The organism is Corallococcus sp. AS-1-6, from assembly GCF_020037015.1.
In the GTDB taxonomy this organism is placed as follows: Bacteria; Myxococcota; Myxococcia; order Myxococcales; family Myxococcaceae; genus Corallococcus.
Window position 1 is genome coordinate 315105 of the sequence record NZ_JAIQDE010000006.1, and the last position, 20254, is coordinate 335358.

Annotated in this window: 21 protein-coding genes; 6 read left to right on the plus strand and 15 right to left on the minus strand. The window is 70.3% G+C overall.

What is annotated here, in order from left to right:
- Positions 1-26: 26 nt before the first annotated feature.
- The 8 genes from K8612_RS11335 to atpG all read right to left on the minus strand — a co-directional run bounded on the left by K8612_RS11335 (position 27) and on the right by atpG (position 6627).
- Positions 27-524 (minus strand): hypothetical protein, encoded by a 498-nt coding sequence (locus K8612_RS11335; RefSeq protein WP_223762282.1) that lies wholly within the window; start codon positions 522-524, stop codon positions 27-29.
- Positions 521-925 (minus strand): phage holin family protein, encoded by a 405-nt coding sequence (locus K8612_RS11340; RefSeq protein ID WP_223740849.1) that lies wholly within the window; start codon positions 923-925, stop codon positions 521-523. The genes K8612_RS11335 and K8612_RS11340 overlap by 4 nt, the downstream gene beginning before the upstream one ends.
- Before the next feature lie 193 nt (positions 926-1118).
- Entirely contained in the window at positions 1119-2150 is a 1032-nt protein-coding gene (locus K8612_RS11345) for an ADP-ribosylglycohydrolase family protein (RefSeq protein ID WP_223740848.1), read from the minus strand.
- Positions 2151-2564: 414 nt separating this feature from the next.
- Positions 2565-2834, minus strand: a complete 270-nt coding sequence (locus tag K8612_RS11350; protein ID WP_206787250.1) for a hypothetical protein — start codon at positions 2832-2834, stop codon at positions 2565-2567.
- 119 nt (positions 2835-2953) lie between these two features.
- Entirely contained in the window at positions 2954-3358 is a 405-nt protein-coding gene (locus tag K8612_RS11355) for a F0F1 ATP synthase subunit epsilon (protein WP_223762283.1), read from the minus strand.
- A 29-nt stretch (positions 3359-3387) separates the two neighbouring features.
- Complete coding sequence (locus K8612_RS11360) at positions 3388-3945, minus strand: hypothetical protein (RefSeq protein WP_223740846.1); 558 nt, start codon at positions 3943-3945, stop codon at positions 3388-3390.
- A 7-nt stretch (positions 3946-3952) separates the two neighbouring features.
- On the minus strand, positions 3953-5398 hold the full coding sequence (gene atpD / locus K8612_RS11365; RefSeq protein WP_120587022.1) for a F0F1 ATP synthase subunit beta: 1446 nt from the start codon (positions 5396-5398) through the stop codon (positions 3953-3955).
- 332 nt (positions 5399-5730) lie between these two features.
- Positions 5731-6627: an ATP synthase F1 subunit gamma gene (gene atpG / locus K8612_RS11370; RefSeq protein WP_223762284.1), complete on the minus strand. Its 897-nt coding sequence runs from the start codon at positions 6625-6627 to the stop codon at positions 5731-5733.
- A gap of 286 nt (positions 6628-6913) precedes the next feature.
- Between atpG and K8612_RS11375 the strand changes: the two genes are divergently transcribed.
- Positions 6914-7561 carry a vancomycin high temperature exclusion protein gene (locus K8612_RS11375; RefSeq protein ID WP_223740844.1) on the plus strand — a complete coding sequence of 216 codons (648 nt, stop codon included), beginning with the start codon at positions 6914-6916 and terminating at the stop codon, positions 7559-7561.
- 115 nt (positions 7562-7676) lie between these two features.
- On the plus strand, positions 7677-7952 hold the full coding sequence (locus tag K8612_RS11380; protein WP_223740843.1) for a hypothetical protein: 276 nt from the start codon (positions 7677-7679) through the stop codon (positions 7950-7952).
- 106 nt (positions 7953-8058) lie between these two features.
- Here the strand turns inward: K8612_RS11380 and K8612_RS11385 are convergent, their stop codons facing one another.
- A complete protein-coding gene (locus K8612_RS11385; RefSeq protein WP_223762285.1) occupies positions 8059-9309 on the minus strand; it encodes an SMI1/KNR4 family protein in 1251 nt (416 codons plus the stop codon).
- Between the two features lie 214 nt (positions 9310-9523).
- On the opposite strand from K8612_RS11385, the gene K8612_RS11390 reads away from it, so the two are divergent.
- On the plus strand, positions 9524-9883 hold the full coding sequence (locus tag K8612_RS11390; RefSeq protein ID WP_120599536.1) for a co-chaperone YbbN: 360 nt from the start codon (positions 9524-9526) through the stop codon (positions 9881-9883).
- A gap of 7 nt (positions 9884-9890) precedes the next feature.
- On the opposite strand, the gene K8612_RS11395 is transcribed toward K8612_RS11390, so the two are convergent.
- Both K8612_RS11395 and K8612_RS11400 read right to left on the minus strand, forming a co-directional pair.
- Positions 9891-11756 carry an ABC transporter ATP-binding protein gene (locus tag K8612_RS11395; RefSeq protein WP_223762286.1) on the minus strand — a complete coding sequence of 622 codons (1866 nt, stop codon included), beginning with the start codon at positions 11754-11756 and terminating at the stop codon, positions 9891-9893.
- A 37-nt stretch (positions 11757-11793) separates the two neighbouring features.
- A complete protein-coding gene (locus K8612_RS11400; RefSeq protein WP_223762287.1) occupies positions 11794-12750 on the minus strand; it encodes a universal stress protein in 957 nt (318 codons plus the stop codon).
- A gap of 435 nt (positions 12751-13185) precedes the next feature.
- On the opposite strand from K8612_RS11400, the gene K8612_RS11405 reads away from it, so the two are divergent.
- A complete protein-coding gene (locus K8612_RS11405; RefSeq protein ID WP_167548270.1) occupies positions 13186-13347 on the plus strand; it encodes a hypothetical protein in 162 nt (53 codons plus the stop codon).
- Positions 13348-13436: 89 nt separating this feature from the next.
- On the opposite strand, the gene K8612_RS11410 is transcribed toward K8612_RS11405, so the two are convergent.
- Entirely contained in the window at positions 13437-13646 is a 210-nt protein-coding gene (locus K8612_RS11410) for a CsbD family protein (RefSeq protein ID WP_223740838.1), read from the minus strand.
- Positions 13647-13950: 304 nt separating this feature from the next.
- On the opposite strand from K8612_RS11410, the gene K8612_RS39230 reads away from it, so the two are divergent.
- Positions 13951-15735 (plus strand): methyl-accepting chemotaxis protein, encoded by a 1785-nt coding sequence (locus K8612_RS39230; protein WP_304503971.1) that lies wholly within the window; start codon positions 13951-13953, stop codon positions 15733-15735.
- A 166-nt stretch (positions 15736-15901) separates the two neighbouring features.
- Positions 15902-16261 carry a VOC family protein gene (locus K8612_RS11420; RefSeq protein WP_223740837.1) on the plus strand — a complete coding sequence of 120 codons (360 nt, stop codon included), beginning with the start codon at positions 15902-15904 and terminating at the stop codon, positions 16259-16261.
- Between the two features lie 6 nt (positions 16262-16267).
- Here the strand turns inward: K8612_RS11420 and K8612_RS11425 are convergent, their stop codons facing one another.
- The 3 genes from K8612_RS11425 to K8612_RS11435 all read right to left on the minus strand — a co-directional run bounded on the left by K8612_RS11425 (position 16268) and on the right by K8612_RS11435 (position 20250).
- Positions 16268-17113: a hypothetical protein gene (locus tag K8612_RS11425; protein WP_223740836.1), complete on the minus strand. Its 846-nt coding sequence runs from the start codon at positions 17111-17113 to the stop codon at positions 16268-16270.
- Positions 17114-17141: 28 nt separating this feature from the next.
- The gene (dgt, locus tag K8612_RS11430; protein WP_223762288.1) at positions 17142-18590 is read right to left on the minus strand and encodes a dGTP triphosphohydrolase; all 1449 of its coding nucleotides are present in this window, start codon (positions 18588-18590) and stop codon (positions 17142-17144) included.
- 76 nt (positions 18591-18666) lie between these two features.
- Positions 18667-20250 (minus strand): NAD(P)/FAD-dependent oxidoreductase, encoded by a 1584-nt coding sequence (locus K8612_RS11435; protein ID WP_223762289.1) that lies wholly within the window; start codon positions 20248-20250, stop codon positions 18667-18669.
- Between the last annotated feature and the right edge of the window lie 4 nt (positions 20251-20254).

The window sequence follows — 20254 nt, forward strand, 5'->3', positions numbered from 1 at the left end:
CTGTTTTATGCGCGCATTTTGCGCATTCAGTAATTCTTATTCTTCTCCACAGGCACCTTGGTGACGGTGCGCGAGGGCACCAGGGTCTGGATGGAGTTGCGGGCCACGGCGGTGGCGAGCGAGGTGGCGAAGATCATGACCACCTTGCGGCCCAGCTCCGCGCCCAGCGGCTTGTCCTCGATGCTGGTGGCCACGCGGTCCGGGTGGGCCCAGGCGCGCTCCAGGGCCTTGCGGCGCTGGCGGCGCACGCGCTCGTCGTGGTGGCGGGCGCGGTAGATGGCGAGGCCCACGCCCAGGCCCACCACCACCAGGGCGGCGGCGCCCACGGTCATGAGCAGGTCCTTGTTCTGGTTGACGTGGTAGCGCACGTCCGTGGCGCGGGTGCGGCGGCGGTCCAGCTCCTCCAGGGTGAGGAGCAGCTCGTCGCGGATGCGGTCCGCGGTCTGCTCCACCTGCTCGCGGTCGCCCATGCGCCTGGTGATGGCGTGGTCCACGTGCGCTTCGGTCTCGGAGGCCTGGCTCATTGCAGCGTCTCCCGGGTCATCTGGAAGTCCGTCTTCAAGCGCTCCTGGGTGTGGACCAGCGGCTTCTTGGGAATCCGCTTCGTGCCCAGGAACAGGAGGAGTCCGGCCACGGCCAGCAGCACCGCGCCCACGATGAGCACGCCCACGGCGGCCCCCAGGGGCAGCGCCAGGCCCAGCGCGACGAAGAGCACCGCCAGGGACGTGAGGGCGAGCACGGCCCCCGCGCCCAGGAAGATGCCCGCCAGCCTGGCCGCCTGCAGCTCCTGCTTCAGCTCCTTCTTGGCGTGCATCACCTCCGCCTTCACCAACAGGCGGGTCTCCGACAGCGCGTGCCGGATGAGCTCCGGGGTGGAGAGCGTCTCCAGTTGGCTGCGCTCCAGGCGTTCCGATTCGAGGTCCACGACCGTGCCTCCGACAGGGTGACTCCCAGGGCATCACCGACGGCCGCCTGCCTGGCGTCCCGGCTGTCCCCGGTCTGTCCCTCAAGGTGGTCAGGAAGGGTGTGTGGGAGAAGTCCCGCCGCACACCCCGGCCGCGTCCGGCTGCCTGCCTGGTGCCCCCACCCCTCCGGGCGGGCCGGCTGGGGGCGGGCGGCTAGCGGCGGGTCTTCTGATGGGCGATCGCCGTGGCCAGCGTCTCGCGCACCTGGCGGGCGCGGAACAGGCGGTCCGCGGTGTCCAGCAGGTTCTCCGCGTACAGCACCTGCTTGCGCAGGCGGGCCGGGATGGCGCGGGTGCCCAGGTGCGCGCCCAGCAGGGCGCCAGTGAGGGCGGCGGCCACGTCCGCCTCGCCGCCGCAGCGCAGCGTGAGGACCACGGCCTCCCGGAAGTCGTGCGGCACCTTCAGCGTGGCGTACAGCGACGTGAGCAGCACCGGCACCACGTGGCACGGCAGGCCGTCCACGCCCTTCAGCTCGCTGGGGGGCACGCCCACCTTGCGCAACTGGTTGAGGGCGCGCTGGGTGTCCCAGGTGAGCAGGCGCGGCAGGTGGCGGATCTCCTCCGCCAGGTTCTTGTCGTGCACGGCGGCGGACAGCGCCAGGGCCTCGCAGAAGGCCGCGGGCGTGAGGGCCTCCTGCTCCATGCCCAGCGCCACGGCCTGCGCGAACGCGGCCGCGGCCGCGGCGCAGACGGGGTCCTTGTGCGTGATGACGGTGAGCACGCCCGCGTCGTGCGGCAGGCGGGCGCGCTGGCCGCTTTCGAAGAGCCCCACCACCAGCGCGCGGCTGAGCACCGACGGGCACTTCGTGCCCAGCGGAGCCCCCGCGCTCATCCACGGCGTGCCGCCCGCCAGCCGCTGCAGCGCTTCGGAGAGGCTGCGCGGCGGCTGGAGGATGATGCCCTCCTGCCACAGCCACGCCAGGTGCAGCGCCGCACTGCGGCCGTCCACCTTGCCCTCGCGGATGACGCTCTCCGCGGCGGCGAGCAGGAGCTGCGTGTCGTCGCTGAACTGGCCCTTGGCGAACTTGCCGCGCGGCCGGGGCGCGAAGTCCTCCGCCAGGCCGGGCAGCCGCGCCAGGCTCGCCGGGGGGATGCCCCTCAGCGGAAAGCCGAGCGCATCCCCGATGGCGAGCCCCAGGAATGCCGCATGAAAACGGTCCTGGCGGTCTGCGGGAGTCAGCGGCATCGGAGGGGCGGAGATTACCCGAGCCTCAGCCAAGGACGAGCACCGAGATGAACGCTGCGATGGCGCGCGACGCGACGGCGGATCGATCATGGGGCCTTGACGTGCACGAAGCGGGTGCGGTGGAGCGCTGGACAAGAAAGGTCCCGCTGGATTGCACCGCGCGCATCGCCACTGTCCGCCTCCTCCGCCGTCACCGCGGCGCAACCGGGGGCGCGGTAGCTATCGCATCCCGCTGCGTTTCAGCAAGCAGGCGAGCCCGTGGAAACGCGCGAGCCCGCATGCATGTCCAACTTCGAATGCTGCGCATGGACCGAAAGGGACGCACGGGTGGACTCGTGCGCGTGGAGTGCCCACGGGCTCAGGTGTTCACCTTGACGTGAGCGACTTCACTTCGTCCATGCGCGTGCGCGCGGATCACGCGTCGTCGCGGCCCAGGTTCACCACCGCCATCAGGCGCGCCACCACGGCCTCCGCGCCCTGGTGCAGCCGCGCGCCGTCCCACAGCGCGGGGGACGTGTGGCCGCCGCGCTCGCGCCAGTCCTGCTCCACCTCTTCGTAGGTGAGGTTGCGGAAGCGCACGCGGTCCTCCAGCGCGTGGTCCGTGACGAAGCGGCGCGCGGTGGCGGACGGAGGATCCGCGATGCGGTGGAACAGCTCCAGGACGGGCGAGTCGGGCGTGCTCATGACTTGCGCCGCATCATGCTTCGTCCGGGCCCTGGAACGCGAAAAGGGTGGAGCGCCGGCCCCCGTGGCTCGCGGGGCTTCGGAGCACCACCCTTCCCGGAGAACGCGCGGGGAAGCCCCTAGCGGGACTCGGAGGCGCTGATGCGCGCGGCCTCGCGGCGCACCGCGGCCTGCTCCAGCGCGTAGCGCGCGTCCGCGCTGCTCAGGTCCTTGAGGCGCGCCTGGGCCTCTTCCATGCGGCGGCGGGCGCTCGCCACGTCGATGCCGGTGACGTGCTCGGCGGCGTCCGCCAGCACCAGCACCTTGTCGTTGCTCACCTCCACGAAGCCGCCGGCCACGAAGTAGCGGTCCTGCTTGCCCGCCTCGATGAGGGTGAGCGTGCCCGGCTCCACCAGCGACAGGAACGGCGTGTGGCCGGGACGCACGCCGAACAGGCCCTCTCCGCCCGGCACGATGGCCTCGTCGGCCTGCACGGACAGGATGCGCTTCTCGGGGGTGACGATCTCGACAGTCAGCTTGGCCATGAAGGTCCTCGTGCTACCGCACTACCGCATCAGAAAGTCAGCCGCTGGGTCTTCACGCCCACCGGCTCGAACTCCAACACCCCGGCGTCCGTCAGGCGCGGGCCCTTGCCCGGGATGCCCAGCGTGCCCTCCAGCCACTTGAGGTGGTGGGCCAACTGCCGCACCTCCGACAACTGCTTCGTCGTCATCAGCTCCGTCAGCCGCCGCTCCTGGAGCTTCTGCCCGGTGCGGTCGAACTGGGCGGCCACCATCACCCGGGCCCACGCCAGGCTGTGGCCCTTCGTCTTCTTCCTGCTCATGCTGGGGGGCGCCTTGCCCTTCTCCACCAGCGGGTAGAGCACCCAGACCTTCTCCCCGTCATTGGACGCGAAGTAGAGGTCGTCCACCGTCCCCACGCACACGTCCGCCGACCAGAGGGGCCCGCTCTCCTTGAGCATCTCCAGCCGGCACTTCCCCACGCCCACGTCCACCAGGCGGACGCTGTAGAGGCCGTTCGCGCTCACCCGTGCCCGGCTGCCGCGCTCCCCCGCCAGGGCGGAAGGCGCGGCACCACACATGAGCAGGGCGAGCGCGACGGTCAGGCGCATGGGTGTCTTACGCCGCCGCCAGCTTGCGGGCCTTCTCCTGCGCCTCCTCGATGGAGCCGACCATGTAGAAGGCGGACTCCGGGAGGTCGTCGTGCTTGCCGTCCGCGATCTCCTTGAAGGAGCGGATGGTGTCCTGGAGCTTCACGTAGCGGCCGTCCAGGCCGGTGAAGACCTTGGCCACGAAGAACGGCTGGGACAGGAAGCGCTGGATCTTGCGGGCGCGCGCCACGGACAGCTTGTCCTCTTCCGACAGCTCGTCCATGCCGAGGATGGCGATGATGTCCTGGAGCTCCTTGTAGCGCTGCAGGATGCCCTGGATGCGGCGGGCCACGGCGTAGTGCTCGGCGCCCAGCACGTCCGCGGACAGGATGCGGCTGGTGGAGTCCAGCGGGTCCACGGCGGGGAAGATGGCGAGCTCCGCGATGGAGCGGTTGAGCACCGTGGTCGCGTCCAGGTGGGCGAACGCGGTGGCGGGGGCCGGGTCCGTCAGGTCGTCCGCGGGCACGTAGATGGCCTGCACGGAGGTGATGGAGCCCTTGGTGGTGGAGGTGATGCGCTCCTGCAGGCCGCCCATCTCCGTGGCGAGCGTGGGCTGGTAACCCACCGCGCTGGGGATGCGGCCCAGGAGGGCGGACACTTCCGAGCCGGCCTGGGTGAAGCGGAAGATGTTGTCCACGAAGAGGAGCACGTCACGGCCCTCCACGTCGCGGAAGTACTCCGCCATGGTCAGCGCGGAGAGGGCCACGCGGGCGCGGGCGCCGGGCGGCTCGTTCATCTGGCCGTACACGAGGACCGCCTGGCTCTTCTCCAGGTTGTCGGTCTGGATGACCTTGGTCTCCTGCATCTCGTGGTACAGGTCGTTGCCTTCGCGGGTGCGCTCACCGACGCCGGCGAACACGGAGAAGCCGCCGCGCTCCACGGCCACGTTGCGGATGAGCTCCTGCAGGAGCACCGTCTTGCCCACGCCGGCGCCGCCGAACAGGCCGATCTTGCCGCCACGGGTGTAGGGGGCGAGCAGGTCGATGACCTTGATGCCGGTCTCGAACATCTGCACGCGCACGTCCTGCTCCGTGAACGGCGGGGGCGCGCGGTGGATGGGCCAGTACTCGGTGGCGTTCACGGGGCCCATCTCGTCCACCGGCTCGCCGGTGACGTTCATGATGCGGCCCAGGGTGGCCTTGCCCACCGGCACCTGGATGGGGGCGCCCGTGTTGCTCACCGGCATGCCGCGGCCCAGGCCCTCCGTGGAGTCCATGGCGATGCAGCGCACGGTGTTCTCACCCAGGTGCTGCGCGACCTCGATGGTGAGGTTGTCCTTCTCCGCGCCCAGGTTGGGGTTGGTCACCTTGAGGGCGGCGTACACCTCAGGGAGCCCGCCGGGCGGGAACTCCACGTCGACCACGGGGCCGAGAACCTGCGTGATCTTGCCAGTCGTCGGGACTTGAGCGCTCATGGGACTCCTCTGCCTTGTCTCGTGTGGCGAGCGGCCGGGGCGCCGCCGCCCGTCAGGAAATCGAACCCCGAAGAGGGGTGTGGGCGGGCCCCCTTTACCGGGGGGTGCCCGGCAGGGTCAAGCCTCCCGGGTCCGCCTGCGTAAGTCCCGCTTAGCGGAGCGGTGTCCCCAGCGCCAGTCCCTTGCGCTTCCCCTGTGACGCGCCTGCTCGTTGGGGAGCCTCGAAGGGGGGAGTCTGGAACGACGAAGGGCCCGTGCCCGGCGCTCGTGGGAGCGGGGAGCAGCGGGCCCAGCGTCTGGAGCCGAGGGGGTGCGACCGGCCGGGAGGCGGACTACTTGAGGGCCTCGGCGCCGGAGACGATCTCCATGAGCTCCTTGGTGATGACCGCCTGGCGGGTGCGGTTGTAGAGCAGGGTGTAGCTGGAGATCATGTCCGTGGCGTTGTTGGTGGCGTTCTCCATGGCGCTCATGCGCGCGCCCTGCTCGCTGGCCACGCTCTCCAGCAGCGCCCGGTACAGCTTGATGTTCACCGCCTGGGGCACCAGCCGGTCCAGCACGGCCTGGCGGGACGGCTCGTACTTGAAGTCCACCAGGGCCGGGGCGGAGGTCACGGCCTCCGGGGCGGGGGTGGCGGGCTTCGCCGCCGTGGCGGGCTGCAGCGGGAGGAGCTGCGACACGACCACGTTCTGGGTGATGGCGGAGACGAACTCGTTGTAGACGACGTAGACCGCGTCGACCTCGTCGTTGAGGAAGGCGGCGGCCAGCTCCTCCGCGACGTTGGCGGCGGAGCGGTAGTTCAGCGTCGCGTACAGGCCGGCGAAGTCCTTGCGGATGGACTGGCCGCGGTTGCGGAAGAAGTCGTTGCCCTTGCGGCCCACCGTGGAGACGCGCACCTGGAGGTTGCTGTTCTCGTACAGGTAGCGGTTGGCGCGGCGGATGACGTTGGAGTTGAAGCCGCCGGCGAGGCCGCGGTCGGACGTGAGGAGCAGCAGCTCCACGCGGCGGATGGGGCGGGTGGCGAGCAGCGGGTGCGCCAGCTCCTGGTCGGCGGAGCGCACGGCCAGCTCGGAGATGATCTGCTCCAGCGTCTGCGCGTACGGACGGGCCGCGAGGATGGCGTCCTGCGCCTTCCGCAGCTTCGCGGCGGAGACCATCTTCATGGCCTTGGTGATCTGCCGCGTGTTCTTCACCGAGCGGATGCGCTTGCGGATGTCGCGAAGGGACGCCATGGACCGGAAACTCCTCGTAAGACGTGCGGCGCGTGCCCCGTGACAGCCCGGGCTGGCCTTCAGGGACGGCGGGCCCCCTATATAGGCGGGGCGGAGGCCGGTCAACGGCGGGGTGCCCGGACCCGGGGCCCCTGCCTGCCACCAGGGCCCGTGCCCGGAGCCCGCCGCCACCGCCGTCCGGGGGCCGGGCGGGCGTGACCAGTTCCCGCCAGAGGGCCGCCCGTGGTGCTTTCCGACCGGGGGGCGCCGGAAGAGAATGGCCCCTTCCGACTGTTGCGCGAGGTCCATGAAGGCTGGCGGCACGACCAGGGTGTGGGTACGCAGGGGCCTGGGGCTGCTCGGGTTGGCCCTGGCCGTCCTGCTGGGTCTGTCGCACTTCGTGCGCCTGCGCTACCAGGGCCGCATCGTGCCGCTGGCGGTCGCGCCGGAGGCCCCCATCGCCCTGGTGTTCGGGGCGGGGCTGGCGCCGGGCGCGGTGCCGTCGCCGGTGCTGGCGCAGCGGCTGGACGCGGCCATCGCGCTCTGGCGGCAGGGCAAGGTGCGGTCGCTGCTGGTGAGCGGGGACAACTCCGCGCCCTTCCACAACGAGACGCGGGCCATGCGGCGCTACCTGCTGGAGCGCGGGGTGCCGGAGGACGCGGTGGTGGGGGACGAGGCGGGGCTGTCCACCTACGACAGTTGCCTGCGGGCGCACTCGGTGTTCGGCGCGGACCGGGCGGTGCTCGTCACACAGCGCTTCCACCTGTCGCGGGCGCTCTTCATCGCCAACTCGGTGGGCATCGACGCGTGGGGCGTGGCGGCGGACGAGGGACGGGCGACTCCCTGGCGCTACACGGTGCGCGAGACGCTCTCCCGGGTGCTGGCGCTGGGGATGGTGCTGCTGGAGGTGGAGCCCGGCAGCCCTGACGGCCAGCCGCCGACGGCTCCCCGCTGACGAGCGGTTGGGCCCGGCAGGCAGGCGGGCGGCGTCCATTGCCGCTCCTGTCCGGGGGTCCCATTTTCGTGGGGACACGGAAGCTTTTCTCAACCGTCCCTGTCGAGGAGACCCCATGAAGTTCAACAAGCTCGGAGACGAGGATGTGGGCGAGTCCACCTCGCTGCGCCACCGCAACCCGGAGACTGGAGAGGACGAGATCAACATCTCGGACCAGGACCTGGCGCTGTCGCCGCCCATGGAGGAGGAGGCGGATGCGCGGGACATCCTGCCGGATCAGATCCAGCGCTTCGGCCGGGCTGATGAGGAGGAAGAGGAGCGCGAGCTGACCGCGCAGCCTGACGAACCCGGACCGCGCGCCCAGTCGCCGGACCTGCTGCCCGAGGGGTAGCCGGGCCGACCACCGGATGCGGCTGTGAACAGGGCGCGCCCCAGTGCATGGGACGCGCCCTTTGTTTTCAGTCGAGGCCTCGACGGGAGGCCCCGCGCGGCCAGGGCTAACGGCGCGAGGACTTCTTCGCGGCGGCCTTGCCCGTGGCCTTCTTGGTGGCCCCGCGCTTCTGGGCAGCGCCCTTCTTCGAGGCGGCGCCCTTCTTCGAGGCGGCGCCACGCTTCTGGGCCACACCCTTCGCGGCAGAGCCACGCTTCTGGGCAGCGCCCTTCGCAGCGGCCTTGCCCGTGGCCTTCTTCGCGGCAGCGCCGCGCTTCTGGCTCGCCCCCTTCGCGGCGGACTTCTTCGCGGTGGCACCCTTCTTCGCAGCAGCCCCCTTCGCAGCGGACTTCTTCGCGGCAGCCTTGCCCGTGGACTTCTTCGCGGCGGCGCCCTTCTTCACGGCGGCCTTGCCCGTGGCCTCCTTCGCGGCGGCAGCCTTCTTCGCGGCAGCCTTGCCCGCGGCCTTCTTCGCGGGGGCGGACGGCGTCTCGGTGACGGCCTTCTCGCGGCGGGCCTTCTTCACGGCGGGGCGCTCGGGCTCCTCGAACAGCTCCTCCTGCTCGGGGGCCTCCTCACCGGTGTCCTCGGCCATCTCCGCCTCCAGTTCCTCCTCGCCGGACACCTCGGCCTCCCCGGCTTCGAGCTCGTCGGCGGCCTCCGCGGCTTCGAACTCCTCGTCCTCGCCCGCGTCACGGGCCAGGGCGGCCAGGTCGCTCGAGTAGTCGCCGCCACGTCCGGCGGGGGCCTCCTCCTCGTCCTCCGCCTGCGCGGCCGCTCCGGACAGCGCTCCCTGGAGCACGGCGTTCATGGCCCGCGCGAACGTCCGCTCCCCGAAGCTCTCCACCTCCTCCACGGGCGGAATCAGCACCTCGAGCATGTCCTTGAGCCGGCGGTACAGCCGCATCTCCCGCTTTTCGCCGTCCCAGGTGCCGAAGACCCAGGTGTCCCCGTCCAGCGCGTCCACCCAGCCGGGCAGCGGCCCACCGTCCCCCTGCTCCACCATCGCGGACTTGCGCGCGACGAACAGGTGCCGGTGCGCCCCCTTCAGCCCGAAGCGCCAGACGCCCGCGGCGGGCAGACCCACCACCATCAGCCGGCTCTTCTCCAGGACGCTGGGCGCTCCCTCGCCGCCGTGCAGCGGGAACAGCCGCACCTCGCCCTGGAACTCACCGCCGTTGAGCGCCTGGTACAGGTCCGCCAGGTCCTCGGGGAACGGGACGCCGCACTCCGTCTCCGCGCGGCGGACCTCCTCCGCCTGCACACCCTCCGAGGTCGCCTTCGCCGACTTGCGCAGTGCCTCCAACCACTCGTGCATGACCCCTCCACGACATCGACAGCCACCAGGGCTCGCACCTTATGGCGCCTTGGGCCCCCGTGAGCAGTGTGCATGTCGGGTTTCGTCCACCCGACGCCTGTAGACATACCTGGACAACCTGACACGCCCGCCCCCTCCATCCCTCCTGGCCGCCCGCCCCGGGTCCAGGCAGCCCGGATGGAAGGCCCGCCCCCCGGGCGTTAGGAAGGCCCCCATGGCGCATCCCGTAAGCATCGAGGCGACGACCGAGACCTTCGACTCGCTCGTCATGGAACCCCGCGACGAGCTGGTGGTGGTGGACTTCTGGGGGCCCGGCTGCCCGAACTGCGACATCTACGCGGCCGCCGAACCGGAGCTCCTAAAGGAGCTGGACGGCGCCCCCATGCGCGTCGTCAAGGTCAACGCCTACGAGCACGAGGCCCTGGCCACCCGCTTCGGCCTGTACGGCATCCCCACCTTCCTGCTGTTCCGCAACGGGAAGCTGCTGGGGAAGATGAGCCAGTACTACGGCAAGCCGTACTTCCTGGGCGTCATCCGGGACCACCTGCCCGGCGGCGCCAAGGCCCAGGCTTGAGAAGCCCTCAGTCCCGGTAGCCGCGCGCCTGGAGCCGGAACAGGTGCGCGTAGCGCCCGTCCAGCGCCATCAGCTCGTCGTGGCTGCCCAGCTCCTGCACCGTGCCGTTGTGGAGCACGGCGATCTGATCCGCCATGCGCACCGTGGAGAAGCGGTGCGAAATCACGATGGCGATGCGGTCCGCGGCCAGCGCCTGGAAGCGCTCGAAGAGGGCGTGCTCCGCCTCCGCGTCGATGCTGGCCGTGGGCTCGTCCAGGATGAGCACCTCCGCGTCGTCGCGCATGAAGGCGCGCGACACCGCCAGCTTCTGCCACTGGCCGCTGGACAGCTCCTGGCCCTTCTCGAACCAGCCGCCCAGCATCGTGTCGTACTGCGCCGGCAGCGCCGCGATGACCGTGTTCGCCCCGCCCTGCTCCGCCGCCCGTTCGATGCGCGGCCGGTCCTCCAGCGCGGGCACGTGGCCCAGGCCGATGTTCTCCGACACGCTGAACTGGTAGCGCACGAAGTCCTGGAACACCGCCCCGAAGCGGCCGCGCAGGTCGTCCGCGTCCATGCGCGCCGTGTCCACGCCGCCGTACAGAATCTGTCCCTCGGTGGGCTCGTACATGCGCAGGAGCAGCTTCACCAGCGTGCTCTTCCCCGCGCCGTTCTCCCCCACCAGCGCCAGCTTCTGGCCGGGCTTGAGCGTGAGGTTCACGTTGCGCAGCGCCCACGCGTCCTTGCCCGCGTAGCGGAAGGACACGTCCTTCAGCTCGATGGCGTTGGCCCTGCCGCGCGGCGGTGAGACGGCGGGCAGCAGCCGCGGCGTGTTCTCCACCGTGGGGATGTCCAGGTAGGCGAAGAGGTTGCTCATGAAGAGCGCGTCCTCGTACATGGAGCCCACGCTGGTGAGGATGCCCTGGAACGCGGCCTGCCCCTGCCGGAAGACGGCCAGGTACAGCACCATGTCACCCACGGAGATGCCGCCGGCCGCCGCGCGGCTGGCCACGAAGAGATAGCAGCCGTAGAAGGCCGCCAGCGACAGCAGGCCCAGGCCCAGGCCCCACACCATGCGCTTGCGCGCGAGCGCCCGGTCCTCCGCGAAGAACTTCTGGAACAGGTCGCGGTATCTCCCCATCACCAGCGGCCCCAACCCGAAGAGCTTCACCTCCTTCACGGTGCTGTCGCGCGTGAGGATCCACTCCAGGTAGTTGAGCTTGCGGCCCTCGGGCGCGCGCCACGAGTACAGCCGGAAGCCCTCCGCCGCCAGCCGCGCCTCCGCGATGAACGCGGGGATGGACGCGGCGAGCAGCACCACCACGCTCCACGGCGACAGCGCCACGAGCAGCACCGCGTAGGTGGACAGGGTGATGACGTTGCGCACGATGCTGAACGCCTGCATCACCAGCGACAGCGGGCGCGCGTTCGCCTCCCGCCGCGCGTTCTGCATCTTGTCGTAGGTGTCCGAGTCCTCGAAGTGCTTGAGCTCCAGGTCCAGCGCCTTCTGGAGGATGCGTTCGTTGAGCAGGTTGCCCAGGTGCGCGCGCAGCAGGTCCTTCGTGAGCGTCAGCCCCCGGTCCACCACCGCGGAGGCCACCATCAGCGCGAACTCCGTGGCGACGAGCCCCACCACGCGCGAGCCCGCCGCCGCGTCGCCCTTCGCCGCGGCCACCACCGTGTCGACGATGAGCTTGCCCACCCACGCGATGCCCGCCGGCAGCACCGCCGCCACCAGCGTGAGCGCGCCCAGCACCACCGCGCCCCGGGGGCTCGCCCGCCAGAAGAGGTGGAAGGTGCCCGGGAGCTGCTTGAAGAGGACGCCCGCGTTCTTCAGGCGGGCCCGGAGCGTAGGCGGCGGTGTCGGCAGGGGGCGTGACAAGGTGCCGCCCCTCATAACGCTCCAGCGCCCGCCGCGCTGGACTTCCCTGCCTTCAGGAGGCCGGCGTGCCCCCGCCGTCCGGCAGGGGGGTGGGCGGGGCGGCGTGCCGTGAGATGAGCACGTCGCAGCGCGAGTGCCGCAGCACGCCCTCGGTCACCGCGGTGGGCGGGTTCGCGGAGGACATGCCCAGCGTGAGCAGGTCCGCGTCACCCTCCCGGGCCTGCGCGAGGATGCACTCGCACGGGTCCCCGAAGCGCACGTGGCTCTCCATCACCCGGCCCGTCTCCCGGTACGGCGCCAGGAAGCGCCCGAGCGCCCTTCGCGCCGCGTCCTCGCGCTCCTGCCGCAGCCGCAGTCGAGACGTCAGGGAGGTGTCCTCGTGGAGCAGGGCCGCCTCCTCCTGGCGCAGGTCCACCACGTGCAGCACCTCGATGGGGGTCGAGACCGGACACAGGCGCATGGTGAGCTCCAGCGCGCGGCGGGACTCGCGCGAGAAGTTCACCGCGACCAGGGGCCGGTGGTAGACGCGGCCCGGGCGCGGCATCACCACCAGCACGGACGCGTCCACCTCCCGCACCAGCCGCATCACCATGGCGTCCTCGGGCAGCGGCTTCACCGGCTGGGTCGGGTGCGGCCGGCCCACCACCAGCACCTCCACGCCCTGGTCCTTCGCCAGCTCCGCCGCCTCGTGCGGGGCGTCCCCGGTGCGCAGCTCCTCGCGCACGTCCACGTCCGGCCGCTGCCGCAGCCGCTTCACGGCGGACGACACCGACCGGCGCAGGCACCGCTCGCCGTCCACCGTCCCGTCCGGGCCGGCGTGGCCATCCAACGGCGGGCTCACGTGCAGCACGCTGAAGGCCGCCCCGTGCGCGAGCGGGAGCCGCAGCGCGCGGGCCAGCGCGAACTCGGACTGCAGGGAGAAGTCCAACCCCACCGCCACCCGCCGCAGCCCCCGCTGGGCGCGCAGGAGTCCGTCGGGCAGCAGCGGCTGGCTCCTCCTGGAAGACACGTTTGGCCTCATCTCGACTCCCTTCCCCTTCACCACTGGGACGCACCGCGGAAGAGCCCCCCGCCTGACGCGGGCCCTCATGGACATACATTCAGACCCGTTGGTGGATGTGCCACCCGTCCTTCGCGGCGACGCTGCGTCCGCAGCCGGGCGGAGGGGCACGCGAGCGGCGGGGGCAGGCGGACAGGCCTTCCATCCCCTGGACGCCATCCTGTTTCTGTAACGTTTTCAGGGCGCCGCACCGCTTCGTTCAAGGACTCCAGGGCAGGCGTGCGTCCAGGGCCGCTGTTTCAACGGTTTGAGACGTTCACCGCAGGACCCTGGGGAAGGGGGGCGCTTTCGGAGGCTCGGCCAGCCCTTTGCAAAGACCTCTGCCCGGCCTCTCACGAGGCCATGGGCGGCGGGTCGGACGGCAGGACGCAAGGGAGCGGGAACATGCGAGGGGTCATCACCGGACGTGAGGTGGTTTCCAACCTGGGACTCATCTACCGGGAGTTCGGAACAGCCTGTGTGTTGCGCTGTCTCTGGGTGATGCTCAGCGGGAAGTCCACCACCTTCCTGGAGGTGGCGTGTCCCTGCGAGAAGATGCGGCAGTGAGCACGCGCCGCTGAAGACAGCCCGGGCCGCGGGAAGCACGAAGGCTTCCGCGGCCCGAACGGTTTCAACGGGGTTTCAGCGAGGTATCGCTAGCGCTGATACGGATCCGCGTCACCGCGACGCACTTCCTCGCGCTCGTCGGCCTTGTCCTTGATGGCGTGCTTCACGTCCTCGACCACGCCCTTGATCTTTCCCTTGAGCGTGTCCGCCTTGCCCTCGGCTTCCAGCGAGCGGTCGCCGGTCGCCACGCCCACGGTCTCCTTCACCTTGCCCTTGGTCTTGTCAGTCCACTCGCCCATGGCGTCCTCCTGACGTCGGTGTGTGAAGCGTTGTGGAGGACAATGTGCTCACGTCACGGGCGCGCGCCAGGGTGCTGCCGGCTCGTCCGCACGGCCGCCCTCCTCGGGGTCGGGACAGGCCGGAATGTCAGGCAATGGACAGCGCGCGGCGCGCGGTGAAACGACACGCGCCCTGCCCTCCCTACCCGCTGCGTCCCTGTTATCCACGGAGACCCGGGAGTCTGTGTCACAAGACGGCGGCGTTGCATTGACGCATCCGCGCTTCGCCCTCAGGCTTGAGCCGTTCAACCGGATCCGTCACCCGATGACACTGCCATCCCCCTCTTCGACCCAGGCGCTGCTCTTCAAGCTGCTCTTGCTGCGCACGCTGGTCGTCACGGTGGCGGTGGCGCCGGCCATCTACGTCGACATGCAGTTGCTGGAGGTGGACGCGAGCAACGTCGGGTTCGTGCTGGGCGTCGTCACGCCCATCGTGATTGGCGGGCTGGCGTTGGTGGTGCCCATTGGCGCGGTGGGCGCGCTGCTGCGGCACGCGGTGGAGGCGGAGGTGGGCCCCGCGGAGCGGCTGGGGCGGCTGTTGCGGCTGCCGGGCGTGCTCACGTTCGTGGAGGCGCAGTCGGGCTGGTTCCTGGGGGGCATCTTCTTCAACGGCGCCATTGGCCTGGCGCTGGACCGGCCGCCGCGCGTCATCCTGGTGGGCGTGGCGGTGGCGATGAGCGCGGGGCTCTTCAGCGCGCCCATCCTGTACATGCTCTACGAGAAGGCGCTGGCGGCGGTGACGCTGGAGGCGTTCCGCCGCGCGCCGCACGAGCGCCCCGTTGGCGAGGGGCTGTTCCTGCCCCGGCAGAGCTGGTTCCTGCCGGCCATCGTCGTGTCCGCGCTGTTGATTACGTGCATCACGAGCATCGCCACGTTGCAGTTGCGGCTGGAGAAGAACCTGTCCTCGCTGGCGGACGACCTGGAGCTGTCGGGCGAGTACCGGGGCGCGGCGCGGGTGCGCTCGCGCATCCAGCCGTTGCAGCGGGACCTGACGCTGCCGGTGGCGTTCCTGGGCGGGTTCGCGGCGCTGGGGGCCATCTTCACGGCGGCGTGGGCGGCGCGCCGGCTGGCGCAGGGGGCGCGGGCGGTGGGGGCGTCGCTGGACGCGCTGGTGGAGGGCCGCGCGGCGCCGCCGCAGTGGGTGTCCACGGATGAGTTGGGTGATTTGTCCGCGCGCACGTGGCTGCTCTACGAGCAGTTGCAGGAGCTGCCCCGGGCGCTGAGCTCGTCCGCGGGGCACCTGGCGAAGGCGGGCACGCGGCTGACGGAGGCGAGCGACCAGCAGAACCAGACGCTGTCGCGGCAGGCGTCCGCCATCCACCAGGCGCGCACGACAGCGCAGGAGATCCAGCAGATGTCGAAGCTGGCGGCGAGCCGCGCGGGGAGCGTCCTGCAGGTGGCGGAGCGCGCCGCGGCGATGGGCAAGCTGGGCGAGGAGTCGCTGGCGGGCACGGAGCAGGGGCTCGACGACATCCGGGGCCTGACGCACGGCTTGAACCGGCAGGTGGTGGACCTGGGCACGCGCGCCCGCGAGGTGGGCCGGGTGTCGGAGGTGGTGAAGTCGCTGGCGGACCAGTCGCACATGCTGGCCATCAACGCGGCCATCGAGGCGAGCCGCGCGGGCGAGCAGGGCCGGGGCTTCGCGGTGGTGGCGCGGCAGATGCGCGAGCTGGCGGACCAGTCCATCAAGGCCACGGGCCAGGTGCGCGGGCTGCTGGAGGGCATGGAGACCGCCACGGGCGAGGCGGTGGTGACGGCGGACAAGAGCTCCGCGGGCGTGGAGGCGGCGCTGGTGCCGCTGCGCAAGAGCGGCGAGCGGCTGCGGGAGCTGATCAAGCTGACGCACGAGTCCGCGTCGGCGGTGCGGCAGATCGCCGAAGCGGTGGCGCAGCAGCACGCGGGCGTGGATCAGTTGTTCAGCGCGGTGAGCGAGATGGACGAGCTGATGGCCGCGACGCTGCGGCAGTTGGGCACGACGCAGGAAGCGGCGACGGCGGTGGCGCAGGCGACGGGGCAGGTGTCGGAGCTGGCGGAGCGCTACGTTTCGTAGGCTGGCCTTCCGTCTGTCATTGCGTTAGCCTTCACGCCGGTCGGAAAACGGCGGACCGGTTCGGTGAGCCCCGGTCACTTCCATGGTGGAAGCACTTGTCCGTCTCCCTCGGGAGTCAGGACCCACGGCCCTTCGAAGGCACTCGTGTGCCTTCGCGAGGTCCACCATGAAGCTGAACCACCTTGATCTCCAGGTCCCCGACGTCCAGGCCACCGCCCGCTTCTTCACGCGCTACTGCGGCTTCACGTCGCACGCGAAGAACCCTGACTCGCCCGCCATCGCCATGCTCGGCGGGACGGATGGCTTCGTGCTCATCCTCCAGCGCCGCAAGCGCGACGCCGACGTCTTCCCCGAGGACTTCCACGTCGGCTTCCTCCAGGACTCCGAGGCCCCCGTCCTCGCCTTCCATGAGCGCGTGAAGGCGGACGGCCTGGAGGTGTCCGACGTCATCCGCAACAACCGGGGCACCCTCGTCTACTGCCGCGCCCCGGGCGGCATCCTCGTGGAGGTGAGCTGCCGCCCCTGAAAAGGATCAGCCGGTGCTCTGCGAGGTGGGCCCTCCCCGGGACGTGGACCTCCACTCCCGGGAGTGCCAGTCGAGTTGCTGGGGACGCGGCAGCTTCCATTCGAGCTGACGCACCCGGGGCAGTTCGACGGGCCTCGGTCGCGTGGCCGTCACCTTCCGGCTCACGATCCGGGTCAGGCGCATCAACTGGTCCCGGTCGAGCCGGACGCGGCCGTAGTGGGAGCGCTGGATGGCTTCCAGTTCGGCCGCGTCGATGCGGGAGCCATGATGGGCGATGTACTGCGCCAGCCGAGGCCCCAGCGCGTAGTGGAGCTTCCTCGCCGTGAGCAGGGACCGGACCACACAGAGGCCCTCGTAGGGGTTCTCCTCCAGGTTGATTTCGAGCACCTGCTCGCGCACCGCACGGAAGAAAGCGTCTCCGTATACCTGGCGAGCACGCCCCTTCCGGGTGTCCAACTCCGCGGTGACGGCCTCCACGTTGAGGAAGGTCGTCCTCGGCAGGTGCGCGAAGTCCCCTCCGGGAACGAGCCGCTGCTGGAAGGCCCACGTGGACTCCAGGGTCCAGACGTCCACCGGGAGCTTCTGGACCTGGAGTCGCAGCCCCCCGAACCGGTTGACCCGGACCAGCTCCCGGGAGAACACCTGCCGGAGCGCATCCCCCGTCGCTCCCGCCACCACCAGGTCGACGTCCCGGGGCGCCGCCGTCGCCGACACAGCGAGCAGGTCCCGCAGCGTGCCGCCGAAGACGAAGACCTGCCAGTCATGCTCCCGGAAGACGTCCAGGAGCGTCCGCATCGCGCCGTGCCAGGGATGGGGCACACGGGTGACGAAGTCGCTCAGACGCCTGCGCAAGACGCCGACAGGATCGTGGATGACCGCGCTATCCGTGGGTGAGCCGCGCATGGAGGTCGCAAGCGAAGGTGTCTGTCATTCCACAGACGTAGTCCGTCACCAACTGGTAGCGGTGGTACAGCGGAGGAAGGCTTGAGCTCTTGGAAGCGGATTCGAACGCGGTCCGGTAGTTCCTCGACAGCAGATTGTAGACCTTGCCTTCAGGGCTCTTGTTGAACTTCTTCCAGGCTTTGCTCGTGGTGTCCACCGGGTCCGGACAGCCATGGGCCCCCTCCCAGAAGATGTCCATCAATCCATGGATGACGCGGCGGCCCAGCGTCTCCAGGCGGAGCGTCTCCGGAGCGTTGTAGACGTGCTCGCGCCCGAACTTCTTGCACACCTCGATGAGGCGGGCCGCTCCACTGGCACTGATGAGGTCGCCCTGTGTCAGCGCCTCTCCCTGCATGAGCCGGGCGTAGTGCCGCCGGAAGGCCGCGAGGACCTCCTTCTTGGCCTCGCCAATGACCAGCGTCCGGAAGTGCTGCGCGAGGGCTTCGTCCCGAGCCCGCCCCGCCAGCGGCGTGTCCGCTTTCTCGATGTACTCATGGACACTCTTGAGGATGCGCTTCGCCAGGCCCGAGTCGTCGTTCCCCTCCAGGAAGGCTTCGACCTCATGCCAGCTCACGATGCCCTTCTTCACCCCATCCTCGAGGTCCACGGTCGCGTAGACCATGTCGTCACAGGCTTCGACGAGGTACGCGATGGGGTTGCGCGCAGTGCCCGTCCCGGTGAGCGACCGGATCCGGTCCACGAGGGGCTGCTCCGAGGCGAAATAACCGGGCTTCTTCCTGTCGGCGGGCCCCGTGTCGGACGTCTCATCCGAAGCGGCCGTGTACTTCATCGCCGCCGACAGCGTGCCCACCGTCAGGTTCAGCCCGTAGGAGTCCGCGAGCAGTTGAAGGCGCGACACGATGCGGAGCGTCTGGGCGTTTCCTTCGAACCGCAAGAAATCATTCCGGAGCTGGCCGTCACGCGCAGGAGCCGTCTCCGCCCCGGGGTAGAGCCCCTTCCCCGTCTCCCCGAAGCTCTTCTTGAACCAACTGCTGATGGCCTCCTCGCCCGCATGACCGAATGGAGGATTTCCCAGGTCGTGAATGAGGCCGCACGTCGCCGCGATGGCTTCGATGTCGAGGACCCGTTGGCTGGAATCGATGTGGCCCTCGCGCCACATCCAACGGGCCGCGCCACGCGCGAGCCCTCGGGCCAGCGTCGAGACCTCCATGGAATGCGTCAGGCGCGTCCGGACCGCGTCGTTCGGATCCAGCGGAAACACCTGGGTCTTGTCCTTCAGGCGCCGGACCGGCGTCGAGAAGACCGTCCGGTCATAATCCCTATCGAACTCGGTCCGCCCATCGTCCTCCAGCGGCGCGGAGGCCCGTCCCCCCATGGCCTCGCGGATCCGCGTGTCACACAGCAAGGTCTTCCAATCCAACGCCATGGTGTCCCCCCCGTTTCGACGACGGCGCCGAACCTACCGGGGAGGTCTGACATGGAGTGAAGGCCGGCGCGCCCCCTCAGCCGCTCCGGGCCATCCGGAGCGGCGCCTCTTCTCCGGCGTCCTCCATGGGCGGCACGTACGGCCAGCCCTTCAGCGGGCCCTTGCCGGCTTCACGCGTGAGGTAGTCCGCCGCGATGTTCGCGCTCTCCATGATGGTCAGGAGCCCGCTGCCCGGGTGCGTGCCTCCGCCCACGAAGTACAGCCCGTCCACCTGCGCGTTCTTCACGCGGGGCCGCAGCGGGCCCAGTTGCATCCAGGTGTGCGACAGGTTGAACACCGCGCCGCGGAACACGTTGAAGTCGTCCCTCCACGTCTCCGCCGTGAAGTAGCGCTCCGCCTTCACGTGCTCGCGCAGCCCCTTGATGCCCACCTTCTCCAGCATCTTCGGGATGCGCTCGCGCAGCGTCGCCTCCGTCTTCGCCCAGTCCACCGGGCGCGCCGTGTTGGGCGTGGGCACCAGCACGTACAACGTCGAGTGCCCCTTCGGCGCTCCCGTGCCGTCCGTCACCCCCGGGTTGCACACGTAGAAGGGCGGGTCGTCCACGTCCACCGTGCGGTCCTCCAGCGCGTCCTTGTCCGTGCGCCTCGCGCTCTCCGACAGGTAGATGAGGTGGTGCGGCAGGTCCGCGTACGTGGTGTCCAGCCCGTAGTACGCCATGAACGTGCTGCACGAATACTTCGCCCGCTCCAGCGCCCCGTCCGACAGGCGCGTGCCCTCGCGCAGCTCCGGGGCCAGCAGCTTCTGGGCCGCGTAGGCGAGGTCCGCGTTCACCACCACCGCGTCCGCGTCCAGCACCTCGCCGCTCGCGAGCTTCACGCCCACCGCGCGCCCGGCCTCCGTGCGAACCTGCTCCACCGCCGTGCCCATCCGGAACGTCGCGCCCAGGTCCTGGGCGCACTTCATCATCCCTCGGGACAGCTCCCGGAACCCGCCCTGCACGTGCCACACGCCGAAGCACAGCTCGATGAACGGAATCACGCTGAACACCGAGGAGCACGTCGTCGGGTGCAGCCCCAGGTACTTCGACGGATACGCCAGCGCGTACGTCATCCGGTCGTCGTGGAAGAACGAGTCCAACTGCTTGTACAGCGTCTGCCACGGCTTGAAGCGCAGCGTGGGCGCGAGCCGCCAGGGCGCGTAGTAGTCCAGGCTGCCCGCGTTCGTGCAGATGAACTTCTCGTACGCGAGCGCGTACTTCCGCCGCCCGTCCTCCATCCACTCCTGGAGCGCGCGCCCCTTCCCCGGCCCGAACCGCTCCAGGTCCTGGCCCATCCGCTCCAGGTCTCTCCGCGTGTCCAGGTGCGTGCCGTCCCAGAAGTGCACGCGCGTGTTCGGGTCCACCGGCACCAGCGTGACGTAGTCCTCCAGCCGCTTCCCCGCGCGCCAGAAGATCTGCTTCAGGATGCCGGGCAGTTGGAGGATGGACGGGCCGGTGTCCACCGCGTACTCGCCGCTTTCGCCCAGCGTGAGCCCCTTCATCCGGCCGCCGGGCACCGCGTCCTTCTCCACCACGGTGACCCGGAAACCCTGCCCCGCGAGGTTGATGGCGGCCGTCAGGCCCCCCGGGCCCGCGCCCACGACGATGACGTGCTGAACCATGTGC